The organism is Hyphococcus lacteus (assembly GCF_041058985.1).
Lineage (GTDB): Bacteria > Pseudomonadota > Alphaproteobacteria > Caulobacterales > Parvularculaceae > Hyphococcus > Hyphococcus lacteus.
Map to the genome: position 1 here is coordinate 1,593,078 of NZ_JBEHZE010000001.1, position 18,466 is coordinate 1,611,543.

The 18,466-nt window shown below is 51.2% G+C and carries 18 protein-coding genes and 1 tRNA gene; 11 read left to right on the top strand and 8 right to left on the bottom strand.

Annotated features, from left to right (window positions below):
• The first annotated feature begins 143 nt into the window (after positions 1 to 143).
• Complete coding sequence (locus ABFZ84_RS07650) at positions 144 to 1,907, top strand: type IV secretory system conjugative DNA transfer family protein (protein WP_369313382.1); 1,764 nt, start codon at positions 144 to 146, stop codon at positions 1,905 to 1,907.
• Positions 1,904 to 2,179 (top strand): hypothetical protein, encoded by a 276-nt coding sequence (locus ABFZ84_RS07655; protein ID WP_369313383.1) that lies wholly within the window; start codon positions 1,904 to 1,906, stop codon positions 2,177 to 2,179. Before ABFZ84_RS07650 ends, ABFZ84_RS07655 begins: the two co-directional genes overlap by 4 nt.
• A 21-nt stretch (positions 2,180 to 2,200) precedes the next feature.
• Here ABFZ84_RS07655 and ABFZ84_RS07660 read toward each other — a convergent pair whose 3' ends face one another.
• The 3 genes from ABFZ84_RS07660 to ABFZ84_RS07670 form a co-directional block, all read right to left on the bottom strand.
• Positions 2,201 to 3,187 carry a hypothetical protein gene (locus ABFZ84_RS07660; protein WP_369313384.1) on the bottom strand — a complete coding sequence of 329 codons (987 nt, stop codon included), beginning with the start codon at positions 3,185 to 3,187 and terminating at the stop codon, positions 2,201 to 2,203.
• A 119-nt stretch (positions 3,188 to 3,306) separates the two neighbouring features.
• Positions 3,307 to 3,621: a hypothetical protein gene (locus ABFZ84_RS07665; RefSeq protein WP_369313385.1), complete on the bottom strand. Its 315-nt coding sequence runs from the start codon at positions 3,619 to 3,621 to the stop codon at positions 3,307 to 3,309.
• A 62-nt stretch (positions 3,622 to 3,683) separates the two neighbouring features.
• Positions 3,684 to 3,908 carry a hypothetical protein gene (locus ABFZ84_RS07670; RefSeq protein WP_369313386.1) on the bottom strand — a complete coding sequence of 75 codons (225 nt, stop codon included), beginning with the start codon at positions 3,906 to 3,908 and terminating at the stop codon, positions 3,684 to 3,686.
• 327 nt (positions 3,909 to 4,235) lie between these two features.
• Between ABFZ84_RS07670 and ABFZ84_RS07675 the strand changes: the two genes are divergently transcribed.
• The 3 genes from ABFZ84_RS07675 (at position 4,236) to ABFZ84_RS07685 (ending at position 6,838) form a co-directional block, all read left to right on the top strand.
• On the top strand, positions 4,236 to 4,784 hold the full coding sequence (locus tag ABFZ84_RS07675) for a recombinase family protein (protein ID WP_369313387.1): 549 nt from the start codon (positions 4,236 to 4,238) through the stop codon (positions 4,782 to 4,784).
• Between the two features lie 159 nt (positions 4,785 to 4,943).
• Positions 4,944 to 5,222, top strand: coding sequence for a hypothetical protein (locus ABFZ84_RS07680; RefSeq protein WP_369313388.1), 279 nt, complete (start codon positions 4,944 to 4,946; stop codon positions 5,220 to 5,222).
• Between the two features lie 47 nt (positions 5,223 to 5,269).
• Positions 5,270 to 6,838 (top strand): recombinase family protein, encoded by a 1,569-nt coding sequence (locus ABFZ84_RS07685; RefSeq protein WP_369313389.1) that lies wholly within the window; start codon positions 5,270 to 5,272, stop codon positions 6,836 to 6,838.
• On the opposite strand, the gene ABFZ84_RS07690 is transcribed toward ABFZ84_RS07685, so the two are convergent.
• Positions 6,825 to 6,901, bottom strand: a tRNA-Arg gene (locus tag ABFZ84_RS07690). The genes ABFZ84_RS07685 and ABFZ84_RS07690 overlap by 14 nt on opposite strands.
• Positions 6,902 to 7,119: 218 nt before the next feature.
• Between ABFZ84_RS07690 and ggt the strand changes: the two genes are divergently transcribed.
• Positions 7,120 to 8,943, top strand: coding sequence for a gamma-glutamyltransferase (gene ggt, locus ABFZ84_RS07695; protein ID WP_369313390.1), 1,824 nt, complete (start codon positions 7,120 to 7,122; stop codon positions 8,941 to 8,943).
• Between the two features lie 6 nt (positions 8,944 to 8,949).
• On the opposite strand, the gene ABFZ84_RS07700 is transcribed toward ggt, so the two are convergent.
• The 3 genes from ABFZ84_RS07700 to ABFZ84_RS07710 are packed head-to-tail and all read right to left on the bottom strand — an operon-like array spanning position 8,950 to position 12,559.
• Complete coding sequence (locus ABFZ84_RS07700; protein ID WP_369313391.1) at positions 8,950 to 10,386, bottom strand: sensor histidine kinase; 1,437 nt, start codon at positions 10,384 to 10,386, stop codon at positions 8,950 to 8,952.
• A gap of 8 nt (positions 10,387 to 10,394) precedes the next feature.
• Positions 10,395 to 11,810 carry a dihydrolipoyl dehydrogenase family protein gene (locus tag ABFZ84_RS07705; protein WP_369313393.1) on the bottom strand — a complete coding sequence of 472 codons (1,416 nt, stop codon included), beginning with the start codon at positions 11,808 to 11,810 and terminating at the stop codon, positions 10,395 to 10,397.
• 2 nt (positions 11,811 to 11,812) lie between these two features.
• A complete protein-coding gene (locus ABFZ84_RS07710) occupies positions 11,813 to 12,559 on the bottom strand; it encodes a TVP38/TMEM64 family protein (protein ID WP_369313394.1) in 747 nt (248 codons plus the stop codon).
• 399 nt (positions 12,560 to 12,958) lie between these two features.
• Between ABFZ84_RS07710 and rpmH the strand changes: the two genes are divergently transcribed.
• From rpmH to ABFZ84_RS07735, 5 genes are all read left to right on the top strand, one after another.
• The gene (gene rpmH, locus ABFZ84_RS07715; protein ID WP_369313396.1) at positions 12,959 to 13,093 is read left to right on the top strand and encodes a 50S ribosomal protein L34; all 135 of its coding nucleotides are present in this window, start codon (positions 12,959 to 12,961) and stop codon (positions 13,091 to 13,093) included.
• A 65-nt stretch (positions 13,094 to 13,158) separates the two neighbouring features.
• Entirely contained in the window at positions 13,159 to 13,500 is a 342-nt protein-coding gene (gene rnpA, locus ABFZ84_RS07720; protein WP_369313397.1) for a ribonuclease P protein component, read from the top strand.
• Between the two features lie 89 nt (positions 13,501 to 13,589).
• A complete protein-coding gene (yidC, locus tag ABFZ84_RS07725) occupies positions 13,590 to 15,389 on the top strand; it encodes a membrane protein insertase YidC (RefSeq protein ID WP_369313398.1) in 1,800 nt (599 codons plus the stop codon).
• A 71-nt stretch (positions 15,390 to 15,460) separates the two neighbouring features.
• A complete protein-coding gene (gene yihA, locus ABFZ84_RS07730) occupies positions 15,461 to 16,030 on the top strand; it encodes a ribosome biogenesis GTP-binding protein YihA/YsxC (protein ID WP_369314556.1) in 570 nt (189 codons plus the stop codon).
• 35 nt (positions 16,031 to 16,065) lie between these two features.
• Positions 16,066 to 17,013: a tyrosine recombinase XerC gene (locus tag ABFZ84_RS07735; RefSeq protein WP_369313399.1), complete on the top strand. Its 948-nt coding sequence runs from the start codon at positions 16,066 to 16,068 to the stop codon at positions 17,011 to 17,013.
• Here ABFZ84_RS07735 and ABFZ84_RS07740 read toward each other — a convergent pair.
• On the bottom strand, positions 17,010 to 18,440 hold the full coding sequence (locus ABFZ84_RS07740; protein WP_369313400.1) for an alanine/glycine:cation symporter family protein: 1,431 nt from the start codon (positions 18,438 to 18,440) through the stop codon (positions 17,010 to 17,012). The genes ABFZ84_RS07735 and ABFZ84_RS07740 overlap by 4 nt on opposite strands.
• Between the last annotated feature and the right edge of the window lie 26 nt (positions 18,441 to 18,466).

Here is an 18,466-nt window from a genome sequence, read left to right on the forward strand (position 1 = left end):
CGTGGTGCGCATGGCTGTGCATCAATGAGCCCCAGAGCGGTATGGGGCAACGGAATGACGCGCGCGTAAAATTGCGCAGCGTCAAGATAGCCTGCCGTTTCCCCCATTGCCATTTATGTGCTGTGTTATTGCGGAGTTGTGTTATGCGCAAAATTCTACCCCTTCGGTCTGTGCCGAATATCCGTTCCCTTCTCAAAACTATTTTTGCCAGCGGGCCGTCATTCTGGTTTTTGGCGCTGCATCTGATCCCGATTGCGGGCGCGGTTGCGCTAGTCGTTCTCACCTTCACCGTGTCACTGACACCAAAAATGCTGCAAACGTTTGCACTGCTTTATATGCCGTACTTGACGGGGCAGATTGTCTATCTGATCGCGAGCGGTGAGTGGAGGCAGTTCAGTCGCTGGCTGATAACGCGCCTCGCAGTGATGAAGGATAAGTTCTCATCGGTCACAACCAATGTGCAGCTTGCCGCCAGCCGCATTGGCACCTCAGCGCAGGACGGTTTTTTCTTGACCATGGCCCCGCCTGCGCTCTCCTCGGGTTTGAAAGCACAAAAAATCAGCTACCAAGATGACCGGCATGTCACCATGATTGCAGGCAGCCGCGCCGGTAAGGGCCGCGACTTCATCCTCCCCAATCTCGCCCATTGGCAAGGCTCGGTCATTGCCTATGACCCGAGCGGTGAGCTGGTCAGAGAGACGGCTGAATACCGCGAGAAAGTCTTAGGGCAAAAAATCATTGTGCTTGATCCGTTCGGCGTGAGCGAAAGGCAAAGCGATTGCTGGAATCCGATGGCCGAGATTGATTTTGATGATGATCCGCTCGCCGTTGATAAATGCTACCTGCTCGCCGAAAGCCTGCATCACGAACAATCACCCGATCCATTTTGGATGCATGCCCCGCGCAAGATGCTCGCCTCTGTGATTGGCTATGTTGGGACGCGCTCGATTAAAGAGAATTGCCACCTTTCCATGGTGCGCGATTTGCTGATGACCTCAGAGCCTAAAGCCTTGTGGCTGGCGATGAGCCAGAATGATGCCTTGGGCGGTGTCTTGAAGCGCTTTGGCGAGGCCAATGAGCATCGGCATTTGGAAGAGCTGAACTCAACGATGGAGCTGGCGCGCACGGCCATGAAGTGGCTGGATAGTCCAGTGATGACGCATTTTGCTTCCAGCTCTACATTTTCGATGAGGGAACTTAAAGAAGGCAAGGTCACGCTCTACATCGTCATGCCTGCAGGAATGGGCCAGAGCTATACCGCTTGGATGCGCGCGCTATTCAATGCCGCCTTTGACGTGATGCAAGATACATCCATCCCAAAGCCAAGCCGCGATGTGTTGTTCTTAATGGATGAGTTCCCGCTATTGGGGACGATGGAGCGCATTAAGCGCGCCGCCGGGGAGGCGGCCAAGTTTGGTGTTAAGCTGTTTATCTGCGCCCAAGATGTCACCCAGCTTAAAGAGCATTACGGCCAAAGCTGGGAAACCTTTATCGCCAATGCGGGGCTGCTGATCATGTTCGCCAATAATGATTTAGAGACGCAAAATTATCTCTCAAACCGTTTGGGCAAGGAATATTACAAAAAATATTCCAGCTCTAAAGGCGGCAGCGGGCCACATAAATCCGCATCCACTTCCACAAGTTTAGAACTACGCGATGTGGCGCGCACCGATCAGGTCGGCTGGCAAGTTTCGCGCCAATCGGGCGATGCGTTCTTCTTTATTCCCGGTCTCAAGCCGATGCGCTTGCCGCGCGCCAGCCATGATCAATGGAAGCTGTTACAACTGCCCGAGACGGCGATGAGCCTAAAATCAGAAACACCAGTAAGCCTCAACGGATCAGCGGTGTTGGCCAAGAATAGGGCTTTAAACCCACTGCGCAACGGATCGGCGGAGACACGCTCATGAAAAAGCCTTTTAACGCTAAATCAAATCAGACCTATGCCAGCCGCGAAGCGGAGCTAGAGGCACATGCCAGTCAGATTGATGAGTATCTGAAAACCCCAAAAGCGCCGGGTAGTCATTTTACGCCCCAAGGTGAGATGCGCCGCAACGGTACGCAATACGCGCATAATGCACTGGCTCAAAAGCGCGTTGATATCACCCGCGAGCTTAGCGATATCAAACAAGAAATGGCAAAGCGTAATAAGCAGGAGCAAGCCAAAGCGAAAGCTTTGTAATTAAGTGGACTATTCGGCGTTCTAGGAATGCAACTCCACAGCCTTAGTTTTTGCTCTGGCTCGTGCCTCGGCAAGACCTGTTTGTGCCTTAAGAAAATCTCTTTGATTGTGATAGGCCCGATTCTGAGCAGCAGCCAGTTTCTTTTTTGCCGAGTCAGAAATAGAAGATCCCGTATTGGGCGCTTCTTTCGAGAAAAGTGTTTTCAGAAATTTCATATCAATACTCATACTTTTTTGTGGTTCATCATCATACTCTATAGATTGTTTTTCGACAGGCTTTAAAAGAGTGTCCATTTCATCGGAAATTGTTCTCAATATGCCATTTTCAAATCTATTTCCGTTTAATTCTACCATAAATATTCTGTATACGTCAAATAAATCTGCGATCATCTTCTTCGCTGTAGCATTCACCTCAAGGAGGTGCTCTATTAAGTCCTCATCGACTAATTCGGTGTTTGCTCTTACTAGCCTGCGCGCTTCGGCTGCGAATTCAAGAAGGCTTTTGATCGTCAATATTCTCAATATTGTGATATTAAAGATGAATTCTTTGAGGTCTTCTCTGAGGGCTGCATATTCATGAAGTGTTTCACTCTTGAGGATGCTCACGCTACTCTCTGAGATTTCAAACTCAGTAAGTCCGCGCTGAAAAGTATCAACGAGTTCTAGCAGCCTTACTTCGTCAATATCTTCTTCTTGGAGCGCATACTCGATCTCGCGAAGTTTTATATAGGTTATATACGAGGCGTTGAACTGCGAGGCGCATGCATTGAAAAACCAATCATTAGTCGCCTGCTGAAATTTAAGATCGTCTAGTTCCTTCTTTTTGTGATCTCTACTCTGCGCAGCTCTAATACCCCACCACACACCAAAAATTGTGGCAATGCCGCCGACAAGAGCACCAATCGTTTCCGGTGCAATGTCCCACCAAGATACTGTAGCCTCGACGACTTCGACAGCGGCCTGCTCCGCAGTCGATAAAGACTCCTGTGCAGTATCATCGGCCTGCATGAATTATCCCCACATTACCCCGCTGGGATATTTGCTGTGCAACGTATATTAGTCAAGGCCGGTAAATCGCAGCGAGTTATGTTGTATTTAAGAAGGCAATTTGGCCTAGAATTCCACGCCTAACCTTGTGCCTCAATCACGAATTGGTATTCCATCGGCACGAAAATCAGCATGATGCCGTATGCAGCCAATATATAAAGCGGCAAATTCACGCCTAATTTTGTCTTGATGCTTCCATCCCCGCTGCGCATCCAGTTTATGAAGCGTAAAGGCGCGTAATAGAGAATTGTAATCACGACAATTCCAATCAAGCCGTGGAAGATCGGCTCAGGTGTTTTGTGGATTGTGCTGGCGGCGATAAAGCTACCGTACAGAATGAGTGTGAACAGGCAATCCCATAATGTTGTTGAGTGGGACGCATCATTATAGCCCATGACTTGCCTCTATACATGTGATGATAAATTTTTGTGTGAGCGCGGTTTTGTGCAACCGGGATCTAATACGGATTATCAAATATCAGCATCCATATAATCCAAATCCAAAAAACTATGCCTAAGACATTTAAGCCAAAGGCGGGACCGGGGCTAAAGAATCTGCCAACACCGTCCATAACTTTATCTGTCCTGCTGCCAGTTTTTGCTTTGGCCAGCCAAAGAACGCCCGAAAGAATAGCCACCGCCCCAGCAAGGAATGCGATAAAGCCAACTAATTCTGAATCCATGACGTATTTTCCCTCTACACCACAATTGTAGGCTGCGCCTGTTTCATTCGGCTACATATCAAAACTGATACGGCGTTATGATTGCCCCCTGATCATTTGTAGCGCTGTGACGTCGCGCGGGACGTCACTCGGGCTCACGCCTTTTTCAGCAAGTTATCCACTAGAAAAAGGTTCCCTTTTGCGCTATGCGAGAATGTGTTCCTCAAAGCCAGTATCTATTAGCCAAAACACGAAGGCTAGAAATTGCTTTGTAAGGGAACCCTTTGCGCAAGTCAATTTGCGCCGACCGTGTTTTTGAGCAACAAATATCGAGCAAAAGGAGGCTGGATGCTGATCGGCTATGCGCGGATATCAACGATAGACCAGAATTTAGATTTGCAGCTTGATGCGCTTAAAAAGGCGGGTTGCGAGAAAATCTATCGTGATACTGGCATCTCTGGGGCAAAGGCCAAACGCCCCGGCCTCGATAGGGCAATTAAGCGCCTTAAAGCCGATGACGTGCTGATGGTCTGGCGGCTTGATCGTTTAGGCCGCTCGATGCGGCATCTCATTGAGCTGACCTCGATGTTTGATGCGCGCGGGATTGGTTTTTGCTCGCTGGCCGATGCCATCGATACCTCAACTGCTGGTGGCAAGTTGTATTTTCATCTGATGGGCGCATTCGCCGAATTTGAGCGCAATCTGATCTCTGAGCGTACAAAAGCTGGTATGGCGGCGGCAAAAGCGCGCGGCATTAAAATGGGCAGGCCGAAAAAACACTGCGCTTCCCAAGACAATCAGGTCGCTGACTTTGAAAGCGATGTGCTGAATGAGGCCGCCCGCGCACTTGGGGCAGATAACAAAATTGTCCGTGATCGTCATGAGACGGTGCAATAGTTATCCACAGCTCATTTGTCTGTGTAGGAATATAATCCTCATATGGCGATGCTTATTCTGCTATAGTGAAAACGACATATGGTTTGCTCCCTTTCGCAAAAAAGGTCAGAGCGTTCCAGCTTACAAATTCCCCTTAACACCACGAAAGGAGGCTGCTTGATGACCGAGCGCCAAGAAGAGGCTTTGCCTCTAACACGACCAGATATTCTATCCCCCAATTTAGATGCGGGCCTGCCCCCCGGTTTTGACATCAATCATTATCTGGCGATGGCCCAAGAGTTTGAGATGTCTGAGGATCAAAAGCGCGAGCTGCTACTGATCTTATGGGACATCATGCGCCGCTTTGTTGAGCTTGGTTTTGGTGTGGATTCAATCTCGCTTTTGGGCGATGAAACGAGCCAAAAATCTCGCACAGATGGTGCAGATGTGCTATCATAATAGCGTTATTTAATCAGGTAAAAAGTAAGTTGCGTTGAGGTGTTTTGATGTCGCTGATGATCAATGAAAAAAAGAAAACCCTAGCCAATAGCGCAGTGATTTATGCGCGGGTGTCGAGCGTCAAACAAACAACGCGCGGCGATGGGCTGAACTCACAAATTACGCGCTGCACCGAATACGCCAAATATAAAGGCTATGGCGTGGTCGAGACGTTTAAGGATGATGCCTCGGGTTCGCTGATCAAGCGCCCCGGTATGCAAGCCATGCTCACATTCTTAAAAAAACACCGCGCCAATCCGCATGTGGTCATCATTGATGATATTAGCCGTCTGGCCAGAGGCATTGAAGCGCATCTTAATTTGCGCACCGCCATCTCAGGGGCGGGCGGCATTTTAGAAAGCCCCTCGATAGAATTTGGCGAGGATTCGGACAGCCAGCTTGTTGAGAATTTGCTCGCCGCCGTCTCCCAGCATCAACGCCAGAAGAATGGCGAGCAAACAAAAAACCGCATGCGGGCGCGCATCGCCAATGGCTATTGGGTGTTTCATCCGCCGCTGGGATTTACTTTTGAGAAAACATCCGGCCATTCCAAATTACTCGTGCGCCATGAGCCGATGGCTTCTGTTATCCAAGAAGCATTAGAAGGCTTTGCTTCTGGCCGCTTTGACACCCAAGCTGAAATCCTGCGCTACTTTGAAACTTTGCCCTACTTCCCGCGTGATAAGCGCGGCATCATCCGTCATCAACGGGTGCGTGATATCCTCACCCACCCAATTTATGCCGGAATGGTTGAAGCCCCCAAATGGGATGTATCCTTACGCCAAGGCCAGCATGACGGGCTGATTTCTTATTCGACCTTCAAACGCATCCAAGACAAGCTCAATAACCGGCCCAAGCTGGCGATTAAAAAGAACGTTGCTCAAGACTTCCCGCTTCGCGGTTTTGTAACCTGCGGGGATTGCGGCGTCCCGCTGACCTCATGTTGGGCTAAGGGCCGCTACCGCAAATACCCATACTATCACTGTCCAGCCAAAGGCTGTGCCAGTTACGGTAAGTCGATCAAACGCGCGAGCCTTGAGGGCGAGTTTGAAGAGCTTTTAAGTCAATTACAGCCCACGCGCGGCCTGTTCGATATCGCCCATGAGATGTTCAAAAAGCTCTGGGAGGGCCAGCTTGAGGGCGCGGCTGATGCGCGCCGCCAAATGCAAAAGCAGCAAGAGCAGATCGATCATCAAGTGACCCAGCTCATGGACCGCATTGTTGAGGCCGCATCACCAAGCGTCATAGCCGCCTATGAAAAGCGCATTCAAAAGCTCGAAGCCGACAAGTTGATCCTCACTGAGCGCATCGCGCTGAGCGGCAAACCGCGCAACACCTTCGAGGACTCATTTAGAACCGCCTTCGACTTCCTAAAAAGCCCAGTAAAACTGTGGCGTAGCGGCGAGCTTGCTGCGCGCAAAACAGTGCTGAAACTGACCTTTGCCCAACAGCTTTCCTACGTCCGAGGAGAGGGTTTTAGAACCGCATTCCCAAGCCTACCTTTTGAAATAATTCAAAGACTTAAGGGCGAAGCGCACGGAAATTTTAGCTCTGAAAACGAAATGGCGCACCCGTGAGGATTCGAACCTCAGACCCCCAGATTCGTAGTCTGGTGCTCTATCCAGCTGAGCTACGGGTGCGCAATGCATCGTAAAGGCGATGCGAGGCGCGGGTTTAACCCCAAGCAGCACCTAAATGCAATACCTCTTTGTAGGGGAATCTCCACAGAATTCCTGCGCCGGTCTGATGCGACGCTAATGCGACCCTGTAGGGGTCGAAAGCGTGGCCAAGCTCGCGTATGAAGAGCGATGACCGATTTTGGGTGGTGCGCACCCAAGAAACAACATTGAGGCATAGAATGAACGTTACCGGACTGAAGCTATTGGGGATTTCCAGTCTCGCGGCATTAATCGTGGCTTGCGGCAATAACGAGTCGAAGTCTTCGCAAGCAACGACCGCTGCGGATAACGGTGAACCGGCGACAGCAACAGAATCAGCGACTGAGCCGCAGTGGTTTATCGCGGCGGCAAACCCTTATGCGGTTGAAGCTGGAGCGGCGATTCTCAAAAAAGGGGGTTCCGCGGTTGACGCTGCGATAGCAACCCAAGCGGTATTGGGGCTTGTAGAACCGCAATCTTCGGGGCTTGGTGGCGGTGCCTTTATGATCCATTACGATCAAAACGCGGGAGTGCTTGAGACTTATGACGGTCGCGAAGTGGCACCGGCCTCGGCGACGCCAGAACGCTTTTTGAACGAGAATGGCGAGCCGATGAATTTCTACGATGCGGTGGTCGGTGGTCTTTCTGTGGGGGTTCCCGGCGCTGTGCGGATGTTGGAGCTTGCCCACCAAGAACATGGAAAGCTGGAATGGGCTGATACTTTGGCTGGTGCGACGGCTCTTGCAGAAAACGGGTTTGAGGTATCGCCGCGGTTGAACGAATTACTCGATCGGATTCCTCGTCTTAAACAGCTTCCTGCCGCTGCAAACTATTTTTATGGCGCGGATGGCGCACCGCGTCCGGTTGGTTATCAACTGAAAAATCCGGCCTATGCAAACACGCTCAAGACTATCGCGGAGGGCGGCGCTGACGCCTATTACGAAGGACCGATTGCTGAGGCGATCGTCGAAGCGGTGAACAACGCGCCAAACCCCAGTGGCATGACCCTTGAGGATTTGGCGAATTACCACCCGGTCAAACGCGATGCGGTTTGTGGTGATTACCGCAGCTATCAGATTTGTTCTATGGCCCCGCCAAGTTCCGGTGGGGTTACCGCGATTCAAATTCTTTCGATGCTGGAGCCATTTGATATGGCAGGTGCGGGTGCAGGGTCCATCGAAGCGGTGCACCTTTTATTTGAAGCGAGCCGATTGGCCTATGCCGATCGTAACCGCTACCTCGCGGATAATGAAAATCTTGCAAAAGATGGTGGCCTTACGCCAGCGCAGGTGATCTCTGGATTGTTAAACCCTGCGTATCTTGCTGATCGGTCAGCTTTGATTGACCCGGCGATGGCTGCGACATCAGTCGAACCAGGTGATCCATCAGCATATGAAGTTGATCCGTCAAATGGCACATGGAAGAAGTATGGCGAGGACGCATCGCCCGAACCGCCATCAACAAGTCACTTCGTTATTGTCGATGGTGAAGGCAATGTGGTTTCTATGACGACCACAGTTGAATTTGCTTTCGGAAGCCATTTGATGGCTGCTGGCATGGTGCTGAATAATCAGCTAACGGACTTTTCGTTTTTGCCAGTGCGTGACGGTCGACCGGTTGCCAATGCTGTTGCTCCCGGCAAGCGCCCGCGTAGTTCTATGACACCAGCTATTGTGTTCGATAAAAACGGAAAAGTATGGGCTGCTGTTGGCTCGCCCGGCGGTCCTGCGATCATAGGCTATGTGGTGAAAACGCTGATTGCGATGATTGATTGGGACATGTCGACCCAAGAGGCGGTCAATCTACCGAATGCGGTTTACCCACGTGGGAAACCGGTCCTTGAGGAGGGCGGTTTTGACCCGCAAGTCGTGGCTGGCCTCAAAGCCAAGGGACATGACGTTAGCGAGTCCGGCCTTACGAGTGGTGTACATGCATTTAAACTGCGTGCTGATGGCACTTATGACGGGGGTGCAGACCCGCGTCGTGAAGGTATCTGGATGACAGGTACTGTTGACGCCAACTAAGCTCGTTTAATTGCGATGGGGCAGGGAAATTAAAAACTCTGTCCCCGTCGTATCGCTTCGACCAAGTGAGAGACTGCCGCCATGAGCGCGGATAATTTCTGCAGCGATTGCGATGCCAAGGCCCGATCCGCCCGGTTTTCTTGAACCCTTGAACGGCTCAAATAACTCTGCGCGCGCATGGTCCGGGATGCCTGGGCCAGTATCTGTCACGCGAATTGCAACCTTGTTGCCGTCTATCGCCGCGTCTATTCCGACCTCACCAACAGGACTGTTATCATTGCTGTCGGCAGGCACAGTTTCTGTCATCGCTTCGGTCGCATTACGCACCAAATTAAAGAGCGTGCGATAGAGTTGGGTGCGGTCGGCGACGATCTTTAATTCAGGATCAATGTTGTTTGCATTGGTGACCCGCATCGCAGCGGTGTCTTCAAAGACCTCTTCAGCCAAATCATGCAGCCGGATCGGTGACATATCAAGTAGACGCGCCTCCATCCGGCCAAATGTTAGCGTGTCACGACTAAGGGTGATCGCTCGGTCGAGAGCGGAGAGAAGGCGCGGAGTTAACTTTCTGACGCTTGGGTCATCGGATTTCGATAGCCGGTCAGACATTAATTGCGCTGAGGCTAAGATGTTCCGTAAGTCGTGACTGATTTTTGAAATACCGGCACCAAGCGCGGCCAAACGGCGACGTTCGTTCAATAGATCACGAACACTGCGCTCCATATCAGCAAGGCTTTTTTCCGCGAGACCGATTTCGTCAGTACGCCCTGATGGTTCGAGTATGCCGCGCGCATTTTCTGGGTCCGCATCGAAAGCGGTGATGTTTTCGGTTAAACGGCGGACAGGCTGTACGATGATGCGGTTAAGCGCCCAATAGACCAACATGCCGGTCACGGTAGAGATGACTAAAGAAAGAATAAGAATATTCCGGGCATATGTGTATAAATCTGTGCGGAGAGATTTTTGCGAAACAATGATGTCGACATTCTGATCGGGCGCAAATTGTGGTGCGCCGGTCGCCTGAATCAGTCTGTCGCCGCGAGAAAAAATTGTGCTCCACGCATTTCCAATTAAACTCAATGGGTCATCATCAGCGAGGTCAACATGCTTCATGTTCGGTGCACCGTGGGGATTTACCTCCGGGGCAAGGATCAGCATACGCATGTCATCATTGTTGATGGTTACGCCCTGAATATCTGCGGTTGAAAACAACTGCCGGACTAAATCATCATCAAGGGAGTCTTGGCTAGGTCCTTCGAGGGCGAGTGCCACGAGGTAGGCGGCTTCGATCCGCATCGTAAACCAGTCAAGCCGCTGCTTTGCGATCGAAGGAACCATGACGACCAATTCCGCGATAAATACGAACAGCAATGTCAGCAGCAAGAGCTTCGCAGAAAGCGAGCGCCGGGTTGTCATTGCAGCAAGTGTCGGGATGGACGCCATATTTATGCTCAGTCAAAAATAGCGAGAAGGCTGATGAGTTTACGGGTTCGAGGAGAGAATAGGGTTTTTGAGTACCAATCACCAGCCACCCGTTTATTGGCTTCGCCGCGTGTGGGATAGGGGGCAATCATATCAGTAAAGGTTTTTATTTTTTGTCCGCTAGTAATGGCGAGCGTCCAAGGTTGTAGAAGGTCTCCCGCACCTTTTCCGACAATTCCAGCGCCTAAAACGACGCCCTTTTTATCGGTAATGACTTTGACCATACCGCGCGTGTCGCGCTCGGCGAGGGCGCGGTCATTTTCAAGAAATGGCCAGCGGACGACTTTAATTTCGTCACCATGTTTTTCGCGTGCTGTTTTTTCGTCTAGGCCAATTTGGGCAAGTTCAGGATCAGCATAGGTCACATGAGGGGCCAATCCTTCATTGTTTTTTGCAGGCATTTTGAAAAGAATATTCCGTACCAAAACCGATGCATGATATCCAGCAACATGTGTGAACTGCTTGCCGCCCGCAACGTCGCCAATGGCAAATATGCGTTTGTTTGTGCTGCGTAATCTATCATCTACCTTGATGCCGCTTCGTTCATATTCGACGCCTGCCGCCTCAAGGTTTAGATCATCCACTGTTGGTTTGCGCCCCACAGCCATCAACAAATGTGACCCAACAATAGTGCGATCATCGATATTCACACCGACGCCTGCGTCGGTTTTGATGATCTTGTTTGCTTTCGCACCTTCGACAATATCGATACCATCTTCGCGCAACTGATTTGCGACGATAGCGGTGAGTTCTGGGTCATCTTTGTTCAAAAGGCGATCGCCTTCGATGATTGTAACTTTCGCACCAAGACGCCGATGGGCTTGGGCCATTTCAACGCCGATGGGCCCGCCGCCAATAACAATCAGATGGTCGGGGCGCTCGCGGTTTTCAAAAATGGTTTCGTTTGTAAAAAATGGCACTGATGAAAGGCCATCAATAGGTGGTACAAAAGGCGTTGAGCCTGTCGCGATGACAAAGTGCTTAGCTTTGATTTTTTGGCCGCCAGCAACGACTTCGCGCGGTCCGATAAAGGTTGCATGTTCACGGATCACCGTGACGCCTAACCCTTCGAAACGCTCTTGGCTATCGACCGGCGCAATCGTCGCGATGACATTGTGCACGTGGTCCATCACGGCACCAAAGTCGACATCGGGTTCTGACGATCTAATCCCAAATTTATCGGCATGCCGAATTGCATGGGCGCGACCAGCGGCTGCGATCAATGCCTTCGATGGAACGCACCCGGTATTAAGGCAATCGCCGCCCATGTCACCTTTTTCGATCAATACGACTTTGCGACCTAGCTGTGCGGCACCTGCGGCAACGGAAAGGCCACCAGAACCCGCACCAATAATGCAAATATCTGCGGAAATTGTTTTTGCCATGGCTAATTTGTTTCCTGCGTAGTGATTGAACGATTTGAAAAGTGCTTGAGAAGAACGGGGATCAGAGCAAGCACAATAAGACCAATGATCGGCAGCATGGTTTCGGGTTTGAACAAGACGCCTGAAAGTGAAATGTCTTCACCTGCGTCAAAGGCCGCGCCAGCAGCCGCGCCGATGCTCGCGTAAACAAATGAGCCGGGAATAATGCCGAAGAACGTCCCGATAATGAAATTCCGTGTAGATACGCCCATAAGGCCTGATGCGATATTAACGGCCCAGAAGGGAAAAACCGGCGCTAAACGCAAAATAAACATGTAGCTAAGTTCGCCTTCACGAAAGCCTTGCTCCATGCGTTTGGCAAATCCGCCAGCTTTTTTCGCAAGAAGGTCGCCCAACGCTGTTTTGGCAGCGAAGAAAATGATTGTAGCGCCGAGGGTTGCGGCGAAGACGATCAAGGGTGTGCCTGGCCACAGTCCAAATAGAAATCCACCAAAGATGGTTAGTATGCTTGCCCCGGGAAAGGAGATCGCTACTGCCGCCGCATAAGCACCGACAAAAATGGCCATGGCTAAAAATGGCTGTGCGGTTACCCAATCGCGCAACGCCTCTCGATTGTCGCGGAGGGTATCAAGAGTAAAATAGCGGTGGAGTCCCAGCGAAAAGAAAATGGCTAGGGCCACCAGAATCACTGCGATCGGTAGGACCCGTTTAACAAGGCCGTTAGGGGCGGTAGAACGTGAAGACGACATATTTTCTTTGCTCTTTGTAAAAGTGCTCTCAGGAGAGAGCGTGAAATGAGAGGCACTAAACGGAGCACATGAAAAGCGCGAAGTGGTCTGTCTCGCTTGAGCGCACATCCAAACTGAGGGGCGTTCTAGCGGTTTTTGAGATGCTCAGTGGTAACGATGTCTTGGCGTATTGTAACATGCGCGAGATTACGGGGTGTTCGGGTAAAGGACACAAGAATCACGGGCAGCGGAGAATGTGCCATTTCGGGGAAGATTTGGCGTGAAAAGCCGCCTATAAGCTGAATTTCGTAGCAATAGTGTTGACGATTGCGTCTAGCCGGTTTATGCCCCCGCCTCTTATCAAGAGTATTTATTTTTCGCGGCGCGCGCCGCAGAAATCCGCCTTTAGAGGACTGAACGATGAAACGGACCTACCAACCCAGCCAATTGAAGCGCAAGCGTCGTCACGGTTTCCGCGCGCGTAAAGCGACAAAGGGTGGTGCACGCGTTCTGGCGTCTCGTCGTGCGAAGGGCCGCAAGCGGCTCTCAGCATAAGCCTGTCCTCGAAATCAAAACAAATTCAACGTGATAGCGCTGGAAACAGCGCTTTTGGCGAAGTCATGAAGGTAGGCGTGATCAAAAAACGCCGTGATTTTCTGGCGATGCGAAATGCGGAAAAAGCCCATTCTCCGTCATTTCTGATGCTGGCGCGGCGCAATCCCGATAACGGATCAGACGCGCGCCTCGGGCTTACGGTCACAAAAAAACTTGGTGGTGCTGTGGTGCGAAATCGCATCAGGCGTCGGCTTCGGGCCGCTGCACGCGAGGTTTTTCCGCAAAATGCGCGGGCCGGCGATGATTACGTGTTGATTGCGCGACAAGCGGCGTATGACCGCAATTATGATGCGCTGCTTGACGACATGAAGCGCTCCCTTTTAAGGCTCTCCGGCAACACTACATAGCAAGGGCACGACAGGTCAGTTTGGTCGCGCTCATTTAACCTATCCGCACTTGGCAATATGCCTTTGGCAATAATTCATCGGGAATATTCATGGACCGCAATTTGATCGTAGCGATCGTCCTTTCCATGGGCGTGCTTTTTGCCTGGGATTTTCTAATCGCTGGACCGCAACGCGAAGCTCAAGAGGCATTGCGCGCTGAACAAGCGACGCAAGCGGCCCAAAACAGCGTGGAGAGTGATGACGCTGATATGCTCGGCGGTGGTCCCAAGGTTGAAGACAAAGAACTGACTGTTGAAGCGGCGCTTGCGACCGACGCCAACCGCGTGAAAATTAAAACGCCGACCGTTGAAGGTTCGATCAATTTGCGCGGTGGTCGTCTCGATGATTTGGTGTTGCTGCAATATCATCAAGAAGTTGATGACACGAGCCCGCCCATCCGGCTTTTAAGCCCGTCAGACACAAAGCACGGGCATTTTGTTCAGCAAGGTTGGATGATCGGTCGCGACAACGCCACGAACGCAGAATGGACCTTAAAAGAAGGTTCTGTACTGACGCCAAGCACGCCAGTGACCTTAACGCGAACAAGTGGCGATCTTGTTTTCGAAAAAACCATCTCGATCGACGAAAGATATATGTTCAAGGTATCGCAGAAGGTGACCAACAATGGTGCCTCTGAACGGACCTTACGATCCTACGCGACGGTGACTCAGCGCAATACGCCCGAGGAATACCGGAACTTCATGATTCTTCACGAAGGGCCGCTGGGCGTCATCGGCGAACAACTCCACGAGCGGAAATATAAGACCCTCGCAAAGAACAAAGACAAAAAAGTCGCCGCATCCGGTGTCGGTGGCTGGGTTGGAATTACCAATAAGAACTGGCTCGCCGCAGCCATTCCGCCTGACGACATGGAAATCGAAGCGCATCTTTTAAATCGGGGCGACAACGTAAACCCGATCTTCGAGGCGTTTTACCTGATGCCAAGCGAGATTATCGCGCCCGGTCAATCGGTTGATATTACATCTTATATATTTGGTGGCCCGAAGAATGTTGATCTTCTCCAATCCTATGAAGCGTCTGTAGAAGATGGCGGTCTAAATGTTCGCGATTTCGACAAGGCTGTAGATTGGGGGCACCTGTTTTTCCTAACAAGACCAATATTTTACACGCTAAACTTCTTTGGTAGCCTTACGGGTAATTTTGGTATTGCGATCCTGATCCTGACCCTTTGCATTAAGCTCATTCTCTTCCCTGTGGCCAACAAAGGCTATGAGTCGATGTCGAAGATGAAGAAACTTCAACCAGAGATTAAAAAGCTTCAGGAGAAATATACCGACGACAAAATGAAGCTCCAGCAAGAGATGATGGCGCTCTACAAAAAGGAAAAGATGAACCCGTTGGCGGGCTGTCTTCCGATCCTGTTGCAGATGCCGATTTTCTACGCGCTTTACAAAACATTGTTCGTCACCATCGAGCTACGTCATCAGCCGTTCCTCTATATTTCTGATTTGTCGGCCCCAGACCCCACAACGGTTTTCAATCTGTTTGGATTGTTGCCGTTTGACCCGACCGTGCTGCCATTGATTGGCGGAATGCTGGCGATTGGTGTGCTGCCGGTGATGATGGGTATTGCCATGTGGTTCCAGACAAAGCTGAACCCGCCACCCGCTGATCCGGTACAGGCACAAATTTTTGGCCTGATGCCGTTCATCTTTGTGTTTATCTTTGCGCCATTTGCGGCGGGTCTTGTGCTCTATTGGTTCTGGAACACGACGCTCTCGATTCTTCAGCAATGGCTGATCATGAAAAAGAACGGTGTTTCGATTGATTGGGGCGAGCGATTCAAATTGCCGGGCGGAAAGAAAGACGCCGCTGGCGACGCAAAGTGACAAACCCCGAAGAGTTTTCAGCAGATCAGATAGAAGCCGGTCGGCTTCTATTTGCGCGTCTAGCGGTTTTCATGTTGGGCGTTGCTGAGCTTGATGGTCTGCCGGATGAGGAAGCCCCAGAAGTTGCATTTGCTGGACGGTCAAATGTCGGCAAGTCGTCTTTGTTGAATGCGCTGGTCAATCAAACCGGATTGGCGCGTGCATCGAACACACCGGGCCGCACGCGCGAGCTGAACTATTTTGATCTTGAGGGGCGTCTCCGGCTCGTTGACTTGCCGGGCTATGGCTATGCCCGTGCATCGCGCAAAGATTCGGCTCAATGGATGGCGCTCACCAAAGCGTTCATGCAAGGGCGATCAGTTTTGCGTCGTGTTTTTGTGCTCGTCGATTCGCGTCACGGCCTGAAAGACAGCGATATCGAGATTATGGAGCTGCTCGATGAGGCCGCTGTGATTTATCAGGTGGTTTTGACCAAATCTGACAAGGTCAAGCCGACGGCGCTGGCACACCTAATGAAGGTAACCAGTGATAAGATCGCTCGACGGCCCGCGGCGCATCCGTTTATCCGAGCAACTTCGGCAGAAAAAGGCGACGGTATCGACCTTCTGCGCGCCGATATCAATGCACTAATCACTGCGTAAAGGTTTTGTTAACCTTCGCGATGGCGTCTTAGGGCATGGCAGTTGCGCACTCAAAAAAACAGGACCGCTCACTGTGCCATTGGCGCAGCGTGTTCGCTCAACATTTGAAAGCGGAAAAACGCGCGAGTGCTTATACATTGCGCAATTATATATCGACCCTTAGCCGGTTCGACGGGTTCTTAACGGGTCATATAGGGGCCGTGCCGACCCTTGATGCATTGGCGCGACTAGAAACCAAGGATTTCCGTGCATTTCTCGCGCAACGCAGGAATGAGGGGCTTTCGCCGCCGAGCTTGAAGCTTGAGTTATCGGCATTGAAAACGTTTTTTCGTTTCCTGCGTAAACGTGCGGACATCGACAATGATGCGATCGCGACGATGCGTGGGCCGCGCGCGAAAGAGCGTTTACCGCGACCAATTTCGAAAAAAGATGCTGGTGCTGTGATCGAGGCAGCGGGCACGCTGAAGACGTCTACCCAGAAAGAGAATTGGGAGATGCTTCGAGATGCGGCCCTGATGACGCTGCTTTACGGCGTCGGGCTTCGTATATCAGAGGCGCTTTCTCTTAAGTGGGGAGATGCGCCCCTTGGAGATTCTATACGGATAAAAGGGAAAGGCGCAAAAACACGCGTTGTCCCAGTCGTCCCGGTGGCTCGCGAGGCAGTTAATGCGTATACGGCGCGTTGCCCATATGTGGGTGAGGTCGATGGTCCGCTGTTTTATTCTAAGCGCGGTAAGCCGTTATCAGCGCGCCAAGCGCAGCTAACGATGGCGAAGCTACGCGCTTCGTTGGGGTTGCCAGATAGTGCGACGCCACATGCTATGCGCCACTCTTTTGCGACGCATCTTTTGTCTGCGGGTGGTGATTTGCGCACCATTCAGGAATTGCTTGGCCATTCGTCACTGGCAGCAACACAACGTTATACGAAGATCGACAGTGAAAACCTCTTGCGCGTTTTTGATAAGGCCCATCCCCGGGCCTAGATGTTGTGTTTTAATTCATAGGCTTTCACGTCGCGCTTAATTTCCGGCAACATCAAATACAGAACCAATATGTTCGGAATCGCCATTGCGAAAATCATCGAGTCGATAAAGTCGAGAATTGACGATACCGATAGCGCTGCACTGGCGCACAACAAAACACAGAGTACGACTTTGAAGATTATGTCGATTTGTTTTGATCCGTTGGTTAAGTATCCAACCGCTTGCGCGCCATAAAAAACCCAACTGACTACAGAGGTAAATGCGAATAAAGTCGATGAAATGAGTAAAATAGCTGGAAACCATGCAAATGTTTCGGCAAACGCATTTGACGTGATTTGAATGCCCACGGCGTCTTCTTGATACATGAACGGCTCGTACGCTCCGGTTAGAATGACGACGAGTGCAGTGATTGTACAAACGACAACGGTGTCAATGAACGGTTCAAGAAGCGCGACGTAACCCTCGGTCAACGGCTCGTTGGTTTTGACTGCGGAATGGGCGATTGCGGCGGACCCTACACCAGCTTCGCTTGAGTAGGTCGCGCGGCGCATACCATTGATCAGGGCACCAACCAGGCCGCCTCCGGCAGCCTCGAGACCAAATGCGCTTTTGAAAATGGTGACGAACGCATCAGGTAGCGCTGAAATATTCAACGCAATAATGATGATTGCGGCCCCGAGATAAAGAATGGCCATGAACGGTACTAGCCGACTAGCCATCAGGCCAATGCGTTTTATGCCGCCCAAAGCGACAAAGGCCACGAGCGCCGACATAATCGTCGCAAAGGTCAAAGGCGCTGAAATGCCGGTTACATTCGAAAACTGGGCATGTGACTGATTGATTTGGAAAAAGCTGGCCGAGCCGCCAATGGTCATCAGTGCAAAGAAGATAGCCGCCCCTTTACCGATGGTTTTTAGGCCGCGCCGTTTGAATTCTGCCTCAATGTAATACATCGGCCCGCCGATGCTGCGTCCGTCAGGAAGAATTTTTCGGTATTTTACCGCCATGGCGCATTCGGCAAATTTGGTGGCCATACCAAAAAACCCCGCAAGGATCATCCAAAAGACGGCCCCGGGACCGCCAATGACAATGGCGATCGGAACGGATGCAATATTGCCGAGGCCAATGGTGCCGGAGAGCGCCGCGGAGAGTGCCTGAAAGTGAGAAATCTCGCCGTCCGCACCATGTTGGTCATGTGGGTTGAACACCATGGAGACAGCATGGCGGAAGCCGCGAAAATTGATGAAACGTAGTGAGACTGTCATCACCACGCCCGCAAGCATTAGCCAAACGACCACGAGTGGGAGTGATACGCCGCCAACGTCAACCGAGTAGAATATAATGGACGCAACAAAGTCGCTGACGGGGCTGAGCGTATTGTTGATTGTGTCGGCTAGGCTAGTGGAATTTTCGACGTCGTCCATCATTCCCCCCGAATGGGCTCGTGCCCTTT

Excerpts from the sequence above, each read along its gene's own strand:
- yidC (WP_369313398.1), top strand. The coding sequence starts at position 13,590 with ATGGACCGCAATTTGATCGTAGCGATCGTCCTTTCCATGGGCGTGCTT.
- ABFZ84_RS07670 (WP_369313386.1), bottom strand. The coding sequence starts at position 3,908 with ATGGATTCAGAATTAGTTGGCTTTATCGCATTCCTTGCTGGGGCGGTG.
- ABFZ84_RS07665 (WP_369313385.1), bottom strand. The coding sequence starts at position 3,621 with ATGGGCTATAATGATGCGTCCCACTCAACAACATTATGGGATTGCCTG.
- ABFZ84_RS07710 (WP_369313394.1), bottom strand. The coding sequence starts at position 12,559 with ATGTCGTCTTCACGTTCTACCGCCCCTAACGGCCTTGTTAAACGGGTC.
- ABFZ84_RS07650 (WP_369313382.1), top strand. The coding sequence starts at position 144 with ATGCGCAAAATTCTACCCCTTCGGTCTGTGCCGAATATCCGTTCCCTT.
- ABFZ84_RS07705 (WP_369313393.1), bottom strand. The coding sequence starts at position 11,810 with ATGGCAAAAACAATTTCCGCAGATATTTGCATTATTGGTGCGGGTTCT.
- ABFZ84_RS07675 (WP_369313387.1), top strand. The coding sequence starts at position 4,236 with ATGCTGATCGGCTATGCGCGGATATCAACGATAGACCAGAATTTAGAT.
- ggt (WP_369313390.1), top strand. The coding sequence starts at position 7,120 with ATGAACGTTACCGGACTGAAGCTATTGGGGATTTCCAGTCTCGCGGCA.
- rpmH (WP_369313396.1), top strand. The coding sequence starts at position 12,959 with ATGAAACGGACCTACCAACCCAGCCAATTGAAGCGCAAGCGTCGTCAC.
- ABFZ84_RS07685 (WP_369313389.1), top strand. The coding sequence starts at position 5,270 with ATGTCGCTGATGATCAATGAAAAAAAGAAAACCCTAGCCAATAGCGCA.
- ABFZ84_RS07680 (WP_369313388.1), top strand. The coding sequence starts at position 4,944 with ATGACCGAGCGCCAAGAAGAGGCTTTGCCTCTAACACGACCAGATATT.
- ABFZ84_RS07700 (WP_369313391.1), bottom strand. The coding sequence starts at position 10,386 with ATGGCGTCCATCCCGACACTTGCTGCAATGACAACCCGGCGCTCGCTT.
- ABFZ84_RS07655 (WP_369313383.1), top strand. The coding sequence starts at position 1,904 with ATGAAAAAGCCTTTTAACGCTAAATCAAATCAGACCTATGCCAGCCGC.
- yihA (WP_369314556.1), top strand. The coding sequence starts at position 15,461 with ATGTTGGGCGTTGCTGAGCTTGATGGTCTGCCGGATGAGGAAGCCCCA.
- ABFZ84_RS07660 (WP_369313384.1), bottom strand. The coding sequence starts at position 3,187 with ATGCAGGCCGATGATACTGCACAGGAGTCTTTATCGACTGCGGAGCAG.
- rnpA (WP_369313397.1), top strand. The coding sequence starts at position 13,159 with ATGAAGGTAGGCGTGATCAAAAAACGCCGTGATTTTCTGGCGATGCGA.
- ABFZ84_RS07735 (WP_369313399.1), top strand. The coding sequence starts at position 16,066 with ATGGCAGTTGCGCACTCAAAAAAACAGGACCGCTCACTGTGCCATTGG.
- ABFZ84_RS07740 (WP_369313400.1), bottom strand. The coding sequence starts at position 18,440 with ATGATGGACGACGTCGAAAATTCCACTAGCCTAGCCGACACAATCAAC.